Annotated in this window: 12 protein-coding genes; 6 read left to right on the top strand and 6 right to left on the bottom strand. The window is 37.9% G+C overall.

Going from position 1 to position 19,346, the window contains the following annotated elements; translation table 11 throughout:
* Positions 1-16 precede the first annotated feature (16 nt).
* The 3 genes from ACFINS_RS05250 to ACFINS_RS05240 all read right to left on the bottom strand — a co-directional run bounded on the left by ACFINS_RS05250 (position 17) and on the right by ACFINS_RS05240 (position 5,675).
* Positions 17-2,533, bottom strand: a complete 2,517-nt coding sequence (locus ACFINS_RS05250) for an SPOR domain-containing protein (protein WP_375611529.1) — start codon at positions 2,531-2,533, stop codon at positions 17-19.
* A 151-nt stretch (positions 2,534-2,684) separates the two neighbouring features.
* Positions 2,685-4,442 (bottom strand): arginine--tRNA ligase, encoded by a 1,758-nt coding sequence (argS, locus tag ACFINS_RS05245; protein ID WP_375650531.1) that lies wholly within the window; start codon positions 4,440-4,442, stop codon positions 2,685-2,687.
* 30 nt (positions 4,443-4,472) lie between these two features.
* Complete coding sequence (locus ACFINS_RS05240; RefSeq protein ID WP_375611531.1) at positions 4,473-5,675, bottom strand: deoxyguanosinetriphosphate triphosphohydrolase; 1,203 nt, start codon at positions 5,673-5,675, stop codon at positions 4,473-4,475.
* A 108-nt stretch (positions 5,676-5,783) separates the two neighbouring features.
* On the opposite strand from ACFINS_RS05240, the gene ACFINS_RS05235 reads away from it, so the two are divergent.
* The 5 genes from ACFINS_RS05235 to glmS all read left to right on the top strand — a co-directional run bounded on the left by ACFINS_RS05235 (position 5,784) and on the right by glmS (position 11,330).
* Complete coding sequence (locus tag ACFINS_RS05235; protein WP_375606652.1) at positions 5,784-6,107, top strand: HesB/IscA family protein; 324 nt, start codon at positions 5,784-5,786, stop codon at positions 6,105-6,107.
* Positions 6,108-6,146: 39 nt separating this feature from the next.
* Positions 6,147-7,136, top strand: a complete 990-nt coding sequence (locus tag ACFINS_RS05230) for a carboxypeptidase regulatory-like domain-containing protein (RefSeq protein WP_375611584.1) — start codon at positions 6,147-6,149, stop codon at positions 7,134-7,136.
* Positions 7,137-7,180: 44 nt separating this feature from the next.
* Positions 7,181-7,969 (top strand): cytochrome c biogenesis CcdA family protein, encoded by a 789-nt coding sequence (locus ACFINS_RS05225; RefSeq protein WP_375660616.1) that lies wholly within the window; start codon positions 7,181-7,183, stop codon positions 7,967-7,969.
* 14 nt (positions 7,970-7,983) lie between these two features.
* Entirely contained in the window at positions 7,984-9,333 is a 1,350-nt protein-coding gene (gene glmU / locus ACFINS_RS05220; RefSeq protein WP_375705951.1) for a bifunctional UDP-N-acetylglucosamine diphosphorylase/glucosamine-1-phosphate N-acetyltransferase GlmU, read from the top strand.
* Positions 9,334-9,506: 173 nt separating this feature from the next.
* Positions 9,507-11,330: a glutamine--fructose-6-phosphate transaminase (isomerizing) gene (gene glmS, locus ACFINS_RS05215; protein WP_375611533.1), complete on the top strand. Its 1,824-nt coding sequence runs from the start codon at positions 9,507-9,509 to the stop codon at positions 11,328-11,330.
* A 356-nt stretch (positions 11,331-11,686) separates the two neighbouring features.
* On the opposite strand, the gene recG is transcribed toward glmS, so the two are convergent.
* Positions 11,687-13,795, bottom strand: a complete 2,109-nt coding sequence (gene recG, locus ACFINS_RS05210; protein ID WP_375650537.1) for an ATP-dependent DNA helicase RecG — start codon at positions 13,793-13,795, stop codon at positions 11,687-11,689.
* Positions 13,796-14,197: 402 nt separating this feature from the next.
* Between recG and dnaE the strand changes: the two genes are divergently transcribed.
* Entirely contained in the window at positions 14,198-17,665 is a 3,468-nt protein-coding gene (dnaE, locus tag ACFINS_RS05205) for a DNA polymerase III subunit alpha (RefSeq protein WP_375705964.1), read from the top strand.
* Positions 17,666-18,160: 495 nt separating this feature from the next.
* Here dnaE and ACFINS_RS05200 read toward each other — a convergent pair whose 3' ends face one another.
* The gene (locus ACFINS_RS05200; RefSeq protein WP_375650542.1) at positions 18,161-18,676 is read right to left on the bottom strand and encodes a helix-turn-helix domain-containing protein; all 516 of its coding nucleotides are present in this window, start codon (positions 18,674-18,676) and stop codon (positions 18,161-18,163) included.
* A gap of 79 nt (positions 18,677-18,755) precedes the next feature.
* Positions 18,756-19,283 carry a helix-turn-helix domain-containing protein gene (locus tag ACFINS_RS05195; protein WP_375650546.1) on the bottom strand — a complete coding sequence of 176 codons (528 nt, stop codon included), beginning with the start codon at positions 19,281-19,283 and terminating at the stop codon, positions 18,756-18,758.
* Between the last annotated feature and the right edge of the window lie 63 nt (positions 19,284-19,346).

The following is a 19,346-nucleotide window of genomic DNA, read 5'->3' as shown; positions in this document are numbered from 1 at the left end:
CCGTTGCATTATTGGTTTAGCGTGTGATGAAGCAGCTTCCACCAGAACTTTTAATGGATTCACAAAGGATTATGGCTTCATTACGGTCTTGCGCTTGAAGCCGAACACGGTAATAAGTACCTTTTCCTGGTATAAAAGCGGATTGAATATTTAAAGAACGGGCACCGATAAGGAATCCAAATTTAGATTTCATATTTTTTAAAGAATTTCTAGCGAGCTCATACGTTGGTTGAGATGCAAGTTGTACGTAATAACTTTCTGAATTTTGTGCTGCGACTCTGTTTGGTGATATGGGGTGAGACGCGGCTGGTGTTTCAACTTGTGTATTTCTTTCTGCATGAGAAGGGATAGGGATAAATTTTTCTTCAATATTTGAGCTAGAATTATTTTCTGCGATTATTTTATCAATATTATTTTTGAGATCATGATCTCTTTCTTGGTCGTTTATATCAGAATCATGCGATGAAACAAGGGACGAATCTTGAAGTTCATTAGAAGTTTGATCAATGCTTTCTTCAGATTGAGCAGCAGTTTTGCTGTTTGTTTGATGCGCGGGGGCTAGTGTAACTGTACCATCTTGATTGACAATAACAGTTTGTACTTCTCGCATTGGAATAGTATGGTTTATGGCTTCTGTGACTGCATCTTCAACATCAGATTCATTTAAAGACGATGAGGAAACGTTTGAAGATTCTTCAGGGTTTAATTCTTTTAAATTTTCAGGTTGTTCAGAGTTATCAATAAGAAATTGTTGTGTATTTTCTTGTTTCTCATTTTGTTCAGTTGTTTGTTTATAGATATCTAAATTATGTGCAACATCATTTTTCGTTTCAGTTGTTTCTGGTTTGAATTTAAAAGGCGTATTATCAGCGTGGATAATGACCGTTTCTTCATTTTTTTGTGATGGCATAAAAAAATGAGAATAACCAGCAAACCCAAGTCCTATTAAAATAAGTATAAAAAAACCTTTAATGAAAGTTTTACCAAAAATAAAACTTTTAAAGGGAGGAGGAGCTGATGGATGCGTGGGAACCTCATCTGAGCTTGTGTATGATGAATTCTCGCTAAAAGAGGGAAAATTATATTCCATATTGGCAGAAGAAAAATAGTCGGAATTTTGTTCTTTAGAGTTTATATAAACACCTTCTTTTGAATTTTGTATAGACTGATGAAAAACTTCACTAAAAACCTCATTTTTCTGTTGTTTTTGAGAAAAATTATCCGTTGGGACATTCCCTACATTGAGTACATCAGCAAATTCTTCTTCTAAACCACCATTAGTTGGCACATCATATTCTGGCGCTTCGTACGGGACTTCTGGAACCATAATAGGACCAGTTTTTTCTACGATTTCCTCTGAAAATTTATAAGTATCAACATTGGGAGGGGGAGTATCTCTGTGCGTATAGTTATGGGCAAAAAAGCCATCCGTTTGTTTTGTATTTAAAGAGGGGGATGAGGAAAGAAACTCATCTAAATTATTTTCATTATATGAAATTTCTCTATTTGGGTTAGAGGCACCTTCGGCGTTATTGATGTATTGGGCTCGAGCCTCATCATATATCGGAACTTTTTCGCCATAAGTTTCTTGTTGTGAGGGGTTTTCTGCAAAAAAATGGGGATAATTGGTTGTATGATCTTCTTGTGAAGCCCCCTTTAAATAAGATTGTCTATCAACTGGTGGAGAATCTAAAGGTGAGGAGAAGGTACTTGTTGTTTGATTTCTTGCAGTGTTTTGTCTTTCTGACACAAGATTAGAAGATGAGAAAAACTCATTTTCCTCTGTAGAAGAGGAGACATCAGGATAATCCTTTTTAATCCAATTTTCTTGATCAGCTGAAATTTTATAGGGATGGTTTATAGGAGTGTCATAGAGGCTTTGATTGTCCTCATAAGTTTTTTGTATATTCGTAGTCTCAGGTTGTTGTGAATTTATTTGTGAAAAACGATTGGTTTGTTCAACATCTTCTGGCGTCTCTCTCTTATTTTCGTGCCTTTCAGATTTATCAAAAAAGAAATTTTCTGATTCTGATTGTGACATAAGATTACTTTTTTCAAGAAAAGGATCAGCACTGGTTGCTGTTTTTTTCTGTTGATGTGATTGATTTTTTGGGATTGGTAATGGAGAAAGCGCATCTAAAATTTGTTCTTCATCATGACTGCTAGGTGAAGAATATTTCTCTTCAGATAAATTATTTTGTTTTGAATGGTTGAAAGAAGCAGCTTGTGCAATATTTGAGGCTGTTGCGTTGCTGGTTGCATACAAGTCCCATTGTTTTTTTTGATCATCAAACGGTAAGTCATGTGCTAAATTATTTTCAAGTTCCTCTTCTAGAAAGGACAAATCAAAATCATCATCATGGGATGATATTTCGGGGTGAGATGTTGATCGATCTGTTTTTAAAGAAGATTGCTCATTTTGGTTTCCGCTTTGTTTGTGCGGATTAAAAATGCGCGTAAGCCTTTCTAAAGGATCATGGTGTTCATGATCGTGTTTTGTTTCGTGTAGATTTTTGCGATCGTTATCGCTCATAGCTTTTCTCACATGATGGTTTGCACTTACGTGCAATCAATGGTTGATTTTGATTTGTTATATTAAAATTATAAATTTTCCCCCTCTCATGCAAGGATACATGAAAAAGTTTATCAATAGAGTACCTATTGTATGTATTTATAGAACTTTTTCAACGCATTTCTATGGGTGCTTCGACTCCTATGATGGTAAGCCCTGATGATAAAATATTGATAACAGCTTGTATCAATCCTAATCTTGCAAAGGATAACTCTTTATCATCAGGTTGAATAAAGCGTAAATTGAGATTTTCACTCCCTTTATTCCAATGGGTGTGAAAGCTGGAGGCAAGGTCATAAAGGTAAAACGCTAATCGATGCGGTTCTTTATGAATTACGGCCTGTTCAATGATACGTGGATATTCAGAAAGTTTGCGTATTAACAATATTTCATGGTCATCTGTTAATCGATGAAGATGGGCAATCAATGTATTATTTGAAAAGCTTTTAATATGAAGCGCTTCTTGTGCTTGACGAAAGACTGAGTGACAACGTGCACTTGCATATTGTACGTAAAAGATGGGGTTATCTTTTGATTGTTCTGTTACTTTTGCAAAATCAAAATCAAGAGGTGCTTCACACTTACGGTATAGCATCATAAAACGCACAGGATCACGCCCAACCTCTTCGACAACATCCCGTAGAGTGACAAAAGATCCTGCTCTTTTTGACATGCGTACAGGATGACCGTTGCGAAAAAGTTTTACCAATTGACACAAGAAGACACTTAATTTAGCTTTACCCCCAGAAATTGCTTTTGCCATTGCCTCTAGCCGCTTTACATAGCCAGCATGGTCTGCGCCTAGAATATAAATCATTTCATCAAAATGACGATTAAATTTATCCCGAAAATAAGCAACATCAGCAGCAAAATAAGTGTAAGAACCGTCAGATTTGACTAAAACACGGTCTTGGTCATCACCGACATTTGTTGAACGGAACAAAGTTTGTTCGCTTGGTTCCCAGTCTTCTGTATTTTGTCCTTTGGGAGGGGGGAGTTTTCCTTTGTAGATATAACCATTTAAAGTGAGGTCGTTGATGGTGTTACGAATGGCGCGTGCATTATCTGCATAAAGCATTCGCTCAGAGAAAAAGATATCATGATAAATATTAAGAGCAGCCAAATCTTCGCGAATCATGGACATCATTGCATGAATTGCACGTTCTTTCACAAGAGATAAGGCTTCATCTTTATCCATCGTGAGGAGTTGGTCACCAAACTCTTGAGCAAGCGATTGACCCAATGGTATCAAGTATTCTCCAGGATAGAGTCCTTCTGGAATTTCATTAATTTTTTGCCCAAGTGCTTCACGATAGCGCAATAGTACCGAATGGGCGAGGACTTCGATTTGTTGACCCGCATCATTGATATAATACTCTTTTGTAATGTTATAGCCCGTAAATTGTAGCAAATTGGAGAGAACATCCCCAACAACCGCTCCGCGGCAATGTCCTACATGCATTGGTCCAGTGGGATTTGCTGAGACATATTCAACATTGACGCATTTTCCTTGTCCCATTGGAATACGACCATAAGAAGTGCCTAATTCAAGCATAGATTTTATAGCATCTTGCCAAAATAATTTTGTAAGCTTTATGTTTATAAAACCAGGACCGGCAACATCTATATTTTCGATAGAGGAATCATTTTTAAGAAGTTCTATGATTTTATCTGCAAGTGCACGTGGATTGATTCCAATAGATTTTGCAAGCACCATAGCAGCATTGGTTGATAAATGACCATGGGAGGAATCACGCGGAGGATCAACAGTGATTTTTGATAAATCTAGAGCTTCTCCATTTTTTCCTTTTATATCAGATAATTCAATTGATCTCTTAATTTTTTTTTCGAAGTTTTTAAAGATATTCATATTTAGCTTCCATGATGATGCCAAAAGCCATTAAACGAAATTATCTGTATGGTCAAATAAACGCTGATATTCACGTAGAGCGTAGTGATCCGTCATGCCTGAAAGAAAGTCAGCAATCAAACGTGCTAACTCTTGATTTTTTAAGTGCACTGTTTTGCTCTGCCAACTTTCAGGCATTGTATTTGGATTTTCATAATAACAATTGAATAATTTTTGTACAATGCATTTTGCTGCATTGCGACGACTAAGAACTTGTTCATGGTAGTAAAGATTTTTAAATAAAAAGTTTTTTAGTTCTTTTTCATAAACGGTCATTGTCGGTGAAAAGGTGACAATAGTTTGTTTTGCTTGGTGAATATCGTTTATGCTTGTTGGTTTGATGCGTGCTAAATTTTTTTGTGACTGTTTGATAACATCTTCAACCATGGTTGTTATTTGTCTTCGTACAAGCGTGTAACCGCGACGCGTTTGGTCGAGGTGGGGATGCTCATCTGTTATATCTTTTAATATTGCTGCTGTTAGTGAAACATGTTCAAATTGATCGAGTGTTAAAAATTGCGAACGTAGACCATCATCAATATCATGCGCATTGTATGCGATATCATCTGCAATAGCAGCACATTGCGCTTCTAGCCCTGCAAAACAATCGAGTGCAAGGTCTTGCTTTGCATTGTATTGTAAAATATCGATAGGAACCTCCTTATTCTTTGCGTGAGGACCTAAAAGGGGACCATTATGCTTTACAAGTCCTTCGAGGGTTTCCCATGTAAGGTTAAGTCCATCAAAATTTGCATAGCGCTGTTCTAGTTTTGTTACAATGCGTAATGCTTGTGCATTATGATCAAAGCCGCCATAATGTACCATGGCTTCATTAAGAGCATCTTCTCCTGCATGGCCAAAGGGTGTGTGTCCAAAGTCGTGAACGAGGGCAATGGCTTCGGCAAGGTCTTCATCAAGACACAGGGCACGGGCTAATGTTCTTGCAATTTGAGAAACCTCTATGGAATGGGTTAGGCGAGTACGGTAATGATCGCTTTCATCAGCAATAAACACTTGCGTTTTATGTTTAAGACGTCGAAATGCATTAGAATGGATAATACGATCTCTATCTCGTTGAAAAGGTGAGCGTGTGGTGCTCATCGTTTCATGGTATAATCGACCACGGCTTGTTTGTGGATGAGCACTGTATACTGCTCGAGATTGGTAATTGAAGTCGATATTTCCTATATCCATTGCAAGCTGTCTATTATCATCTTAAAATTGAGAGTGGTTTATGACAAATAAACTGCTCTTTGAGTGTAGGATACTCTTTCTTGATGGTTTAATGCAAGGATATATAAAATGAATGTGAAAATTTCAGATGTTGCTGCCAAAAAAATTGCACAGATACTTTTGCGTGAACCCGATAAAATAGCATTACGTATTTCTGTTGAAGGTGGTGGGTGTTCTGGTTTTTCTTATAAATATGACTTGGTTTCTGAAATGTGTGAAGATGACCTCGTTCTCAAAAAAGACGGGGCAGTTGTGTTTATTGATTTACTATCACTTCCTTTTATGGAAGGAGCTGAGATTGATTTTGTTGATGATCTTATGGGGCAGTCTTTTCAAGTCCACAATCCCAATGCTGTTTCATCATGTGGTTGTGGTGTAAGTTTCTCAATTTAAAATGATGGCTGTGTGATATTGTTTCTTGAAAAAAAGATCATGTTGGTCAACAATGCAAAAATGGGTATTCTTATAAAAATAGTGCACCGATGTGTATGGTTGTGCGTGGCGCTTTCTTTATTGACTTGGAGCCACTGTGCTTTTTCTGAAGCAGGAGAAGGGCAAGATCAGCAGCAGAGACAATCAAGGAGTTTTATTGTAAAGACTCAAAAGCAGGAGAACGAAAACTTAGCATCTCAAACACAACTCATTTTGAATGCTCGATTAACAAATAGTCATCCGGATATTGAAAAAGGGCTTGTCTGGCGGGTTTATGCTCCTATTCTAGGGATTGATAATAAGTTACCATTAGTGGCAACCTATAAGGGGGGAAGTGCACGTTTTGATCTCGAACCAGGAAATTATCTTGTTCATGTCTCATTTGGTCATATGAGTGCTGTGCGCCATATTCGTTTAGAAAATGGGCAGAGTCTTGTAAAAAACTTTAATCTTGAGGCTGGTGGTGTCATTTTAAATGCAACACTGCTCAATGGCGTAATGAATGAAAAGGAACTCCGTTTTACCATTTATGAGGATGAAAAAGAAAATGATGATACGGGAGTAATTATATCAAATGTTAAACCCCAATCAGTTGTGCGTTTAAAAGCTGGCCGCTACCATGTTGCTTCCCATTATGGTTCTATTAATGCGACGGCTCGTTCGGATATTCAAGTGGATGCGGGTAAAATAACAGAAGTTACTCTTGAACATCAGGCCGCTCAGATTGTCTTAAAGCTGGTGCGACAAGAAAGAGGAGAAGCGCTTGCAGATACAAGTTGGTCTCTTGCCAATGATTCTGGTGATATCGTTTATGAAACAGTAGGTGCGTATGTTTCACTCGTGTTAGCGGAGGGAGAGTATATTGCAATTGCTAAAAATAAAGATAAAATCTATCAAAAAGTTTTTTCAGTCGTTTCTGGTCATGATGAAGATATAAGTGTGATAGCGAATGAAGAAAATATGCAGCGAGTTGATGAAGATGTGGATTGATTGTTGTTCATGGGGGGTAAACTATGATGAAAGACGGGGTATGAATTTTGATTGAAATTTCAACAGTTGGTGTGTTTTTTGCTGGGGCACTCTCTTTTTTGTCACCATGCGTTTTGCCGTTAGTTCCTCCTTATTTGTGCTATATGGCAGGGGTTGGTATTGATGATTTTCGTTCAGAAAAGCCTGATGAGAAAGTCTTTATCCGGTGGGCTTTATTATCTTCTGTTATTGCTTTTGTTCTTGGGTTTACGACTGTTTTTGTTGCTTTAGGTGCCAGTGCTAGTACAATTGGGAAATTCATCGGTTATTATCGTGATTGGTTTGCTCTTGCTGCTGGAATTGTCATTATTATTTTTGGTTTAAATTTTTTGGGGATTTTCAAAATCGCTTTTTTATTTCGTGAAGCGCGTTTTCAGACCAAAAAAACACCTGCTGGTCCTTTAGGCGCGTATATTATCGGTTTAGCTTTTGCTTTTGGTTGGACACCGTGTATTGGCCCTATTTTAGGTCCTATTATAACGCTTGCTGGAACAAAAGAAACTGTGGGAGAGGGAGCTGTTCTCTTAGCGGTTTATGCATTAGGTCTTGCTATTCCTTTTATGTTAGCAGCTTTATTTTCGAGCAGTTTTATGCGATTTTTAGGAGCTTTTCGTATTCATTTAGGAAAAGTTGAAAAAATTATTGGTGTTTTTCTTATTCTTACAGGGATTTTGTTTTTAACAGGTTCTATGCAGGATCTTTCATTTTGGCTTTTAGAACATTATCCTTCGTTGGGTTATATTGAAGATATTCGTTGGCACAATATTATGAATTTTTTTGGATTTTCTCGTTAGTCTTATGTGTTTTTATGGTTAGAAGTTGTCTTTCTATTGTTCTTGCCGCAGGTGAGGGGACGCGCATGAAATCGTCTCTGCCTAAGGTACTTCATAAAATTGCTGGATTGCCTCTTATATGCCATGTTCTAAAACAAATAGAATTGGCAGGCTCTTCACAATTAGCAGTTGTTGTGGGATTTGGTGCTAAGGAGGTTATGCACGTTGTTCAGTCATTTGTAAAAGATGTAATGATTTTTGAACAAAAAGAGCGTTTAGGAACAGCTCATGCTGTTTTGTCTGCTCGTTCAGCTTTGCAAAAGGAAGTGGATGATGTTCTCATTGTTTTTGGGGATACTCCTCTCATTCAGCAAGATTCATTGCACCAAATGCGTGCACAGCTTGCTGATGGAGCAGATGTTGTTTTTGCAGGTTTTCATACCAAAAATCCAACAGGTTATGGGCGTCTTCTCGAGAAAAATGGTCAATTGATTGCAATTGTAGAAGAAAAAGACGCTAGCGATGAAGAAAAAAAGATTTCTTTTTGTAACGGTGGAATACTCGCTATGCGTGGAAAACATGCACTTTCTCTTTTAGAGAAAGTTGGTAATAACAATGTGAAAAAAGAATATTACTTAACAGATATTGCTTCTCTTGCAACACGCAAAGGATTAGATGTACGTGTTGTTGAAGTTCCTTTTGAAGATATTGTAGGAATTAACAATGGTCTTGAGCTTTCTGAGGCTGATTCTTTGTGGCAAAAACGTAAAGCGCGCGATTTAATGTTATCGGGTGTTACACTCTTAAAGCCAGAAACACTCTATTTTTCTTATGATACAGAAATTGAACCAGGAGTGGTGATAGAACCAAATGTTTATTTTGGGTTAAGCGTAAAAGTACAATCTGGTGCGGTTATTCATGCATTTAGTTATCTCGAAGGTGCTGTGGTTGGTAGAGATGCACAGATTGGTCCCTATGCACGTTTGCGTCCTGGAACAGAGTTGGCTAAGTCCGTAAAGATTGGAAATTTTTGTGAAGTCAAACAAGCTAAGGTAGGAGAATCTTCTAAAATCAATCATTTAAGTTATATTGGTGATGCCGAAATTGGTGCACATACCAATATTGGAGCCGGTACGATTACTTGCAATTATGATGGATTTAACAAATATAAAACCATGATTGGTGATCATGCTTTTGTTGGGTCTAATACGGCACTTGTTTCCCCATTGGTAATAGGGGATGGCTCTTATGTTGCTTCAGGAAGTGTTATTACTGAAAATATTCCTATGAACAGTATGGCTTTTGGGCGTGCACGACAGGTTATAAAAGAGGGCTATGCGACAAAATTTCGAGAGCGTTTGTTAGAAAACAAACAGAAAAAATGATTATTTTCAGCTTATTCTTTTGTTTCGTGTTAATCTAACGATGGATGGAAGATTTATTCTTAAAGATTGCCGTATTCCATGTTTGAATTATTTTTATTATTTATAGTTTTAAATAAAGGCTGTTGGATTGTTTTGTAAAATTTGAATCTTAAGATGTGGGTTGGAGCTTTTTAATGTGTGGAATTATTGGAGTTCTTGGAAAGAGGTGTGTTACGTCCTCTTTGGTTGAGGGGTTAAAACGTCTTGAATATAGAGGGTATGATTCATCTGGGGTGGCAACGGTCCATAATGGGCATCTTTATCGTGTACGTGCTGAGGGGAAGCTTGTTCATTTAGAAGAAAAATTAAAAAAAACACCTCTGGAGGGAAGTTTAGGGATTGGTCATACCCGTTGGGCTACGCATGGAATTGCTGTTGAACGCAATGCGCATCCCCATGTGACTGAAAAGCTTGCGATTGTTCATAATGGTATTATTGAAAATTTTGTAGAACTGCAAAAGGAACTCATAGAGGATGGTTGTATCTTTGAAACAGAGACGGATACGGAAGTTATTGCACATTTAATAACGCGTGCATTAAAAGATGGTCTTTCTCCGCAAGAAGCCATACGTACCAGTTGGAAAAGGCTGCAGGGGGCTTTTGCTATTGCTCTTATTTTCGAAGGTGAAGATAACCTTATGATTGCGGCTTGTTCTGGTCCACCTCTGGCAATTGGTTATGGAAAAGATGAATTTTTTGTGGGGTCAGATGCCATAGCTTTGGCACCATTCGTTGATTATATTAGCTATATGGAAGATGGAGATTGGGCTGTTCTCACACGGGAAGGTGTTACAATTTATGATGCTAACAACCAACCGGTAAAACGTCCTGTGACGACATTACTCGAAGGGGCTTTATTGATTTCTAAGGGTAATCATCGTCATTTTATGCACAAGGAAATGTTTGAACAACCTGAAGTGATTTCTCATAATTTGGCGCATTATCTTGACCTTGGAAATTATGCGGTTCGACCGCTTGAGAATTTGATTGATTGGAAAAATATTCATCGGCTTCTTTTTGCGAGTTGTGGAACGGCATATTATTCAACCTTAGTTGCGCGCTATTGGTTTGAGAAATTTGCCGCTTTAAGTGTTGATAATGATGTTGCTTCCGAGTTTCGTTATCGTGAACCTCCTATAACGTCTGATGTGTTATCGCTGTTTGTTTCTCAATCTGGTGAGACAGCTGATACATTGGCTTCTTTGCGTTATTGTCGTGAGCGGGGTGTAAAAACAGCAACAATTGTGAATGTAGAGCAATCAACAATGGCAAGGGAGGCTGATTTTATTCTCCCAACACTTGCCGGACCGGAAATAGGTGTTGCTTCAACAAAAGCTTTTACCTGTCAATTGGCAACGCTTGCTTCACTCGCTCTTAGTGCGGCTAAACAACGTGGCTATCTCTCGGCTCAAATAGAAAAGCAACTGGTTCAACAGTTGGCAGAAGTTCCACGTATTTTAAATGAGGTCTTAAAATTAGAGAGAAAAATTGAATGTATTTGTCGTGATTTGGTGAATGCAAAAAGTGTTCTTTATCTGGGACGTGGAACTTCTTATCCGATTGCTTTGGAGGGAGCTCTTAAACTGAAAGAGCTTTCTTATATTCATGCTGAAGGTTATGCGGCAGGTGAATTAAAGCATGGACCAATTGCTCTGGTGGATGAGACAATACCCGTTATTGTTGTTGCACCTTATGATCGGTGGTTTGAAAAAACTTTTTCTAATATGCAAGAAGTGGTAGCGCGTAATGGTCGTATTATTTTAATAACCGATAAAAAGGGAGCAGAAGTAGCTTGTCTTAAGACTTTATCAACGATCACTTTGCCAGATGTTCCAGAATTTATTTCTCCTATTATTTATGCACTCCCTGTTCAGTTAATCGCTTATCATACAGCTGTTTTATTAGGAACAGATGTTGATCAACCCCGTAATTTAGCAAAATCAGTCACGGTTGAATAAAAGTATATTTCTGAATCTTTTGGAGAATAATCAAGTGTAAGAAATTGATTTATAATGAAACTTATTTTTTCATTTTTCTCTGTTGAACGAGAATACTGAAGAAAGGTTTTTTATTCCTAAATCCTTTACGATAAAACAAAAAATACTTTCTTACCTATCAAAAAATAGATCAGTTATGTGAATATAATGGTAAAAAAAGACGCAATATTGCTTCTACTGTTTTAATGCAGTTGATTTGTTATTCGTTCATGAAGCATAAAGATGGTAAGAGACTGCGTAGATCATTTATGGGTAATTCTAAGAGAAAATCATATTTGAACAGAGAGGTATTTAAGTTTTTTATTAGAGGGTTTTTGTTATCCTGCTCGTAAGAGGCGTGCAGCATCGTTGTGTCCGAAAAGATAAAGGAGCAACCGTAAAGCTTGTCCTTGCTCAGAAGAAAGATGAGGATCGCGTTGTAAAAATAAACGAGCATCTTTTCTTGCCATTGACAAAAGATCGCTATGAACTGCAAGGTTTGCTATATGAAATTCAGGGACTCCGGATTGTTTTGTACCTAAAAGTTCTCCTTCGCCTCGTAGGCGCCAATCTTCTTCAGCAATTTCAAAACCATCTTCTGTATTGCGGATAATATTAAGGCGTGTTGCTGCTGTTTTAGTCAGTGGATCTTTATAGAGCAAAATGCAGGAAGATTTTTTATCGCCTCGTCCTACACGTCCACGTAATTGGTGCAATTGTGAAAGGCCAAAATGTTCCGCGTGTTCGATGATAATGATCGAAGCATCTGGAATATCTACTCCCACTTCAATGACGGTGGTTGCAACTAAAATACGTGTATTTCCACATTTAAAAGATGCCATAGCGGCTTCTTTTTCTGCTGTAGACATTTTTCCATGGATCATACCAACGTGTGCTCCAAAGCGCTCATGGAGAAATGCAAAGCGGTTTTCAATTGAAGTGAGATCAAGAGCTGTCGATTCCTCTACTAAAGGACAAATCCAATAGAGCTTTTCTCCTTTTTCTAATGCAATTGCGATTCTCGCTATAAGCTCATGAAGACGTTTCAAAGAAAGCGTTGCTGTTGTAATGGGTTGTCGTCCCATTGGTTTTTCGGTAATTTTAGAGACATCCATATCACCAAAAGCTGTTAAGACAAGTGTGCGCGGAATGGGCGTGGCGGTCATAACCAGCATATCAGCTTTATTGCCTTTTTCTGTAAGAGCGATACGTTGATGGACACCAAAACGGTGTTGTTCATCGATAATGGTTAAAGCGAGATTATTATAAGTAACGCTGTTTTGTATGAGAGCATGAGTTCCGATAACAATAGAAACTTGACCTGACAGAATATCATTCACGATATTTGTCCGCAATTTTCCTTTTTCTCGTCCTGTTAAAAGCGTTGTTTGTAATCCGACCTTTTCGGCAAGAGGAGCGATGGTGGCAAAATGTTGCCTAGCAAGCACTTCAGTTGGTGCCATTAAAGCTGATTGTCCTGAATTTTCAGCAATTTGTGCCATTGCCATCAATGCAACAACAGTTTTTCCTGCGCCTACATCACCTTGAAGTAGTCTTAGCATCGGTTCTGGTGAAGCAAGATCATTTGCGATATCTTCTACTGCTTTTTTTTGTCCGGTTGTGAGTTGAAAGGGGAGGATATTGAGTAATTTTTTAGTATAAATTCCTGTTGATGGTCGAGAAGTGCCAACAAGAGATTTAGTTTTCAAACGCACGAGTCCTAGTGCCAATTGACAAGCGAGCAATTCATCATAGGCAAGACGTTTGCGTGCTGTACTTTCTAAGGATAGATCATTGGGGTTAATGGGTGCATGGATACGGCGTAAAGCAACGGAAAAAGAAGGAAAATTTTGCTGCTTTTTTACATTTTCATCTATCCATTCTGGTAGAAGAGGAATAAAATCAAGAGCGTTTTGTATGGCGCGTCTTAGTGTCTTTACAGTTAGTCCGGCAGTAGAGGGATAGACAGGTTCGATCAGAGGTATCTGATTTGATTGTTCGCTTGGGGCAATATAGTCTGGATGCGCCATTGAAAGCTGTCCATTAAACCATTCAACTTTTCCTGATATAATGACTTTTTTTCCTTCGGGGAGTTGTTTTTTTAGCCAAAGAGGTTGAGCATGAAAAAAGACTAAATTTATTTTTCCTGTGTGATCATGGGCAATAACACGATAGGGAATTCGGTTGTGACCACGGGGTGGTGGTTGATGTTGATCGATGATAATTTCGAGCGTAACAGTATCTCCTTCTTTTGCAGAAGCAATGTTGGGACGCATTCTGCGGTCTATAACGGAATGGGGCATTAATTGAAGAAGGTCAATAAGGGTTGCTTCGCGTTGTGTGGGATTAACATCTAAGAGTTTGGTCAATAAACCATAGACTTTAGGTGTAATACCAGAAAGAGTTCGGATAGAATTAAAAAGTGGGGTAAGAAGACTTGGAGGCATGAGCAAATTTAACCTGCCCTTTTTGTTTTTTCTAGACCTTTAGAAGAGCTTTTTGGGGATAAAGTCATAAAGACAAGGTTGCTTTATTTACACATTGAACTTTAGGAAGAGAAATTAATATTTAAAGAAAAATACAATTAAATGGTCAAAAATTAAAGTACTTAGATGAGGTATATTGTTTTTCTTTTTATTTTAGGTGTTTATTTGCTGTGAATAGAAGCATTTTCTTGATAGAACTCTCTTATAAATATTAATAAAATTGGGATATTGCTCCTATGTAGGATGATGAATTTATAGCTTTAAAGTTTGATGATGAACAGAAGTTTTTTCTTTTATAAGGGGTGCTGTTTAGCATTTATTTTGTAGTGGGAAATTGTGAGAGTGGTAAAAAATAAAATGCAAATGCAAGAGAACAAAAATTCTCTTCCTCGCTTTATTCATTTGAGAGTGCATTCAGCTTATTCCTTGCTCGAAGGGGCTTTAAAAATCCCCCAAATTATTCAACAGACGATTTTAGATCATGCACCAGCGGTTGCTATTACCGATACCAATAATTTATTTGGTGCTTTGGAATTTTCACAGCATTGTCTTTCTCATGGGGTCCAACCTATTATTGGTTGTCAGCTTACTGTTGATTTTTGTGATGAAAATGATCATTCACGTTTGGCTAAATGGCGTAATCCTTCTGATTTTTGCTCTATTGTTCTTTTGGCTGCTAGCGAAACCGGTTATGCTCATTTGGTTCGTCTTGTGAGCCGTGCTTATCTTGATAAGTGTGATACTGATCCTCCTCATATTAAAGCTGATTGGTTGTCAGAACACAGTGAAGGCATAATCGCTTTAACGGGTGGAAAGGGAGGACCTATTAATCTTTCTTTGGCAGAAGAGAAAAAAGAACATGCTGTTGAGCGCTTAATTTATTTGAAAAAATCTTTTGCTGATCGTCTTTATGTGGAGTTACAACGGCATGGCTCTTATGACCGGAGAGTAGAAGCTGATCTTATTGAATTGGCTTATGCGCATGAAATTCCTCTTGTAGCAACGAATGAAGCTTTTTTTCTGCAAAGAGAAGGGTATGAAGCGCATGATGCGCTGATGGCTGTTTCAGAAGGACAAATTGTCTCTAATCCAGATCGCAAACGTGTGACACCAGATCATTATTTGAAGTCACAAGATGAAATGGTTACACTGTTTTCTGATCTTCCAGAAGCTTTGGAAAATAGTGTTGAAATTGCATTGCGTTGTCATATTGCCTCGCCTCTTCGAAAACCGATATTGCCTCGTTTTATAGAACAATCTGTTAATTCAGAAACTACTTTAGAAATAGAAGATAGTGAGTTATTAAATCAGGCTAAAGATGGTTTGAAGATTCGGCTTGAAACAATAGGGTTGGCTGAAGGGTATACGATTGCAGATTATGAACAGCGGCTTGATTATGAAATTTCAGTTATTACGCGTATGCAATTTTCTGGATATTTTCTTATCGTTTCAGATTTCATAAAATGGGCAAAGGTTCATGACATTCCCGTTGGACCAGGCCGGGGTTCTGGTGCTGGTTCACTTGTTGCTTATGCATTGACGATTACTGATGTGGATCCCTTGCGGTTTTCTCTTCTCTTTGAACGTTTTCTGAATCCAGATCGTGTTTCGATGCCAGATTTTGATATCGACTTTTGTCAAGAGCGGCGCGAAGAAGTTATTCAATATGTTCAAAAAAAATATGGACGTGATCAAGTTGCTCAAATTATTACTTTTGGTAAGTTACAGGCACGTGCAGTTTTGCGTGATGTGGGGCGTGTTTTAGAAGTTCCTTATCGTCAGGTGGATTATCTTACAAAATTAATTCCTGCCACCCCAGGAAGTCAGGTAGAATTAGCAGATGCTATTAAGGATGAACCTAAATTTGAAGAAGAAAAGAAAAAAGATCCCGTTGTTGGACGCGCATTAGATATAGCGCTTCAGTTGGAGGGACTTTATCGTCATGCTTCAACTCATGCTGCTGGGATTGTTATCGGAGATCGTCCACTTTGGGAGCTTGTCCCGATGTATCGTGATCCTCGTTCTGATATGCCTGTTACACAATTTAACATGAAATATGTTGAACAAGCGGGGCTGGTAAAATTTGATTTTCTTGGATTAAAAACGCTTACTGTTTTGAAAATGGCAGTCGATTTTGTTGCCAGAAAGGGGATTAAAATAGATTTATCAAATATTCCTCTGAATGATGAAGCAACCTACGCTATGATGGCACGTGGTGAAACGGTTGGCGTGTTTCAGGTGGAAAGTTCTGGTATGCGCAAGGCGTTGATTGGAATGAAGCCAGACCGTATTGAAGATATTATTGCGCTGGTTGCACTTTATCGTCCAGGTCCAATGGAGAATATTCCAACCTATAATGCACGCAAACATGGGGAAGAGGAAATTGCTTCTATTCATCCTAAAATAGATCATCTGATCAAAGAAACACAAGGTGTTATTGTTTATCAAGAACAGGTGATGCAGATTGCTCAGGTGCTTGCTGGCTATTCGCTTGGGGAAGCCGATTTATTACGTCGTGCTATGGGGAAAAAAATTCATGCTGAAATGCAAAAACAGCGTACGCGTTTTGTCAATGGAGCTGTTGCAGGTGGCGTGGATAAAGATCAAGCTGATATTATCTTTGATCTTTTAGCGAAATTTGCCGATTATGGTTTTAATAAATCGCACGCTGCTGCTTATGCAATTGTTTCTTACCAAACGGCTTATATGAAAGCAAACTATCCCGTTGAGTTTTTAGCTGCTTCAATGACATATGATATGACGAATACAGATAAGCTCAATGATTTTCGGCGTGAAGCATTAAGGTTGGGTATTGAAGTTATTGCACCTTCTATACAAACATCTCATCGTGTTTTTGAGGTTGGTGATAATTGTATTTATTATTCTCTTGCTGCCATTAAAGGTGTGGGAGAAACTGTTGTAGATCATATTGTTTCTTGTCGTGGGAGTAAGATTTTTAAGGATTTGGAAGATTTTTGTGCGCGTGTTGATCCTCGTATTGTTAATAAGCGTGCGATGGAAAGTTTAGTTTGTGCTGGTGCTTTTGATTGTTTTAACATTGCACGTGAGGTTTTATTAGCCAATCTTGGAACCCTTCATGCGCGTGCACTTCGTATTCTCGATGACAATTCTAGCGGGCAGGTTGATATATTTGGAATGGCAGGCGGATTAAAAGAACCATTGATTTTATCGCAAACAACCCCTTGGTTGCCGGCTGAGAAACTTTATCGAGAATTTCAAGCTATAGGTTTTTACTTTTCTGCGCATCCTTTGGAGGAGTATCAAGCTATTCTGAACAAAAAACGCATTCAGACTTGGGGTAATTTTGCCAATGCCGTTAAAGGGGGAGCAACGGCTGCACGGCTTGCTGGAACTGTTGTGGCAAAAAACGTGCGCAAAACAAAATCTGGTAAAAAAATGGGAATTATTCATTTTTCTGATACAAGTGGACAATATGAAGCAGTTCTCTTTTCTGAGGCACTCTCGGATTATGAAGAGATGCTAGAACTCGGAAAATCTTTTATTATTACGGTGAGCGCAGAAAATCGTTCTGAAGGAGTTAGTTTGCGAATTGAAACAATTCAGTCTTTGGAAAATGAATCATTACAACAGCATAAAATGATGCGTCTCTTTATAAAAACAGTTGATATGCTTCCACAAATTGAACAAAATTTAAATCTTGGGGGGAATGGAGAGGTTGGGCTTATTTTAATTCAAGAGGATGGATTGCGAGAAGTCGAAATTGCGCTTCCTAAGCGATATAAGGTAAATTCACATGTCGCAAATGCTATGAAATTAATTCAGGGTGTTGTTGATGTAGAATTGAGTTAAAGAAAGATTAATGTAGTTTGACACTAGGTTTTATACTAAGTGGGAAAAGGTGGGATTAGGTAGGAATACGTGATAATTTGTTGTTTTTATGTATAAAATTTAGCATTAAAAGCGCGTTTTGTCAAAATAGATTTTGACACCTAAAATTGTAAAAAAGAGCTAAAAAGAGCGAAAATCAGAAAAAAGTGCATTTTCATGGTAAAAATGAGAGAAGGCTTTGAAAGGTCTGTGAAAACCCTGTGAAAAATTTTGAAAAGTCTGTGAAAGCCCAGAAAACCGCCTTTGAAGACCCTGTGAAAAAAAATTCGGTAAATTGTGAAGCTCACTCCGAAATTAGCCAAAAATAACCAAAAAAGCAAAAAAGATTTCCATATATAAGTGGAAATCTCTAAAAATTGAGTAAAAAGTATTTTTTATCAATAATTTATATAAATTTTTTAATGTAAAAAGATTTCCACTTTCATTTTTCATTTTAGAGAGGCATTAAGCTATATCTTATGTAGTTTCTGGATGTGCATTTTTAGCCTCTATTTGACGCTTTAAATGCAATTTTAGAAGAGGTAAAATAAGCTCGACTTCTTCCGTGTCGTTGATGTCTTGAACAAGCTCTTGCAGTTTTTTATAAAGTTCCGCCGCGAGTTCCGCTATATCTTCAGGAGGGATCTTTATATTTGCATCGCGATAGGTTGTATAAGCTATGCGACCAAGCTTTTTCATGAGACCAGCAGGTATGGTTGGTGCTTTAAAACCTGCTGCTTTCGCTTTTGCCATGTCACTAAACATTTCGCCTTCACCTGTAATTAGCCAAGTTAAGTTGATATTTAATTGCTGTGATAAAGCAGTCAAAAATTTTACATTGGGAAAAGTGGTCCCTCTTTCAGCATGGTCATAAATTGCTTTTTTAATACCTAAACGGGTAGCTATCTTATCTCGATTAAGCTCTAAGCTTTCTCGTATCAAGCGTAAGCGCTTTGCTAGTTCTGTTTTAGGTTCTAGTTCGGGGCGTGCCAAAAATGCTCCTTATTTATATTTAGGTTAGCTTAAATTACAGGATTTTAAAAAGAGATTCCCCATTCATCTTAGAGAGGCATTAAGCCGTATTTTGTGTAGTTTCTGGATGTGCATTTTTAGCCTCTATTTGACGCTTTAAATGCAATTTTAGAAGAGGTAAAATAAGCTCGACTTCTTCCGTGTCGTTGATGTCTTGAACAAGCTCTTGCAGTTTTTTATAAAGTTCCGCCGCGAGTTCCGCTATATCTTCAGGAGGGATCTTTATATTTGCATCGCGATAGGTTGTATAAGCTATGCGACCAAGCTTTTTCATGAGACCAGCAGGTATGGTTGGTGCTTTAAAACCTGCTGCTTTCGCTTTTGCCATGTCACTAAACATTTCGCCTTCACCTGTAATTAGCCAAGTTAAGTTGATATTTAATTGCTGTGATAAAGCAGTCAAAAATTTTACATTGGGAAAAGTGGTCCCTCTTTCAGCATGGTCATAAATTGCTTTTTTAATACCTAAACGGGTAGCTATCTTATCTCGATTAAGCTCTAAGCTTTCTCGTATCAAGCGTAAGCGCTTTGCTAGTTCTGTTTTAGGTTCTAGTTCGGGGCGTGCCAAAAATGCTCCTTATTCATATTTAGGTTCGTTTTAAATTACAGGATTTTAAAAAGAGATTCCCCC

It is taken from the genome of Bartonella sp. AA2SXKL (assembly GCF_042197205.1).
GTDB lineage: Bacteria > Pseudomonadota > Alphaproteobacteria > Rhizobiales > Rhizobiaceae > Bartonella.
The sequence above is the reverse complement of the archived record's forward strand: the minus strand, read 5'-3'. Positions and strand labels throughout refer to the sequence as shown.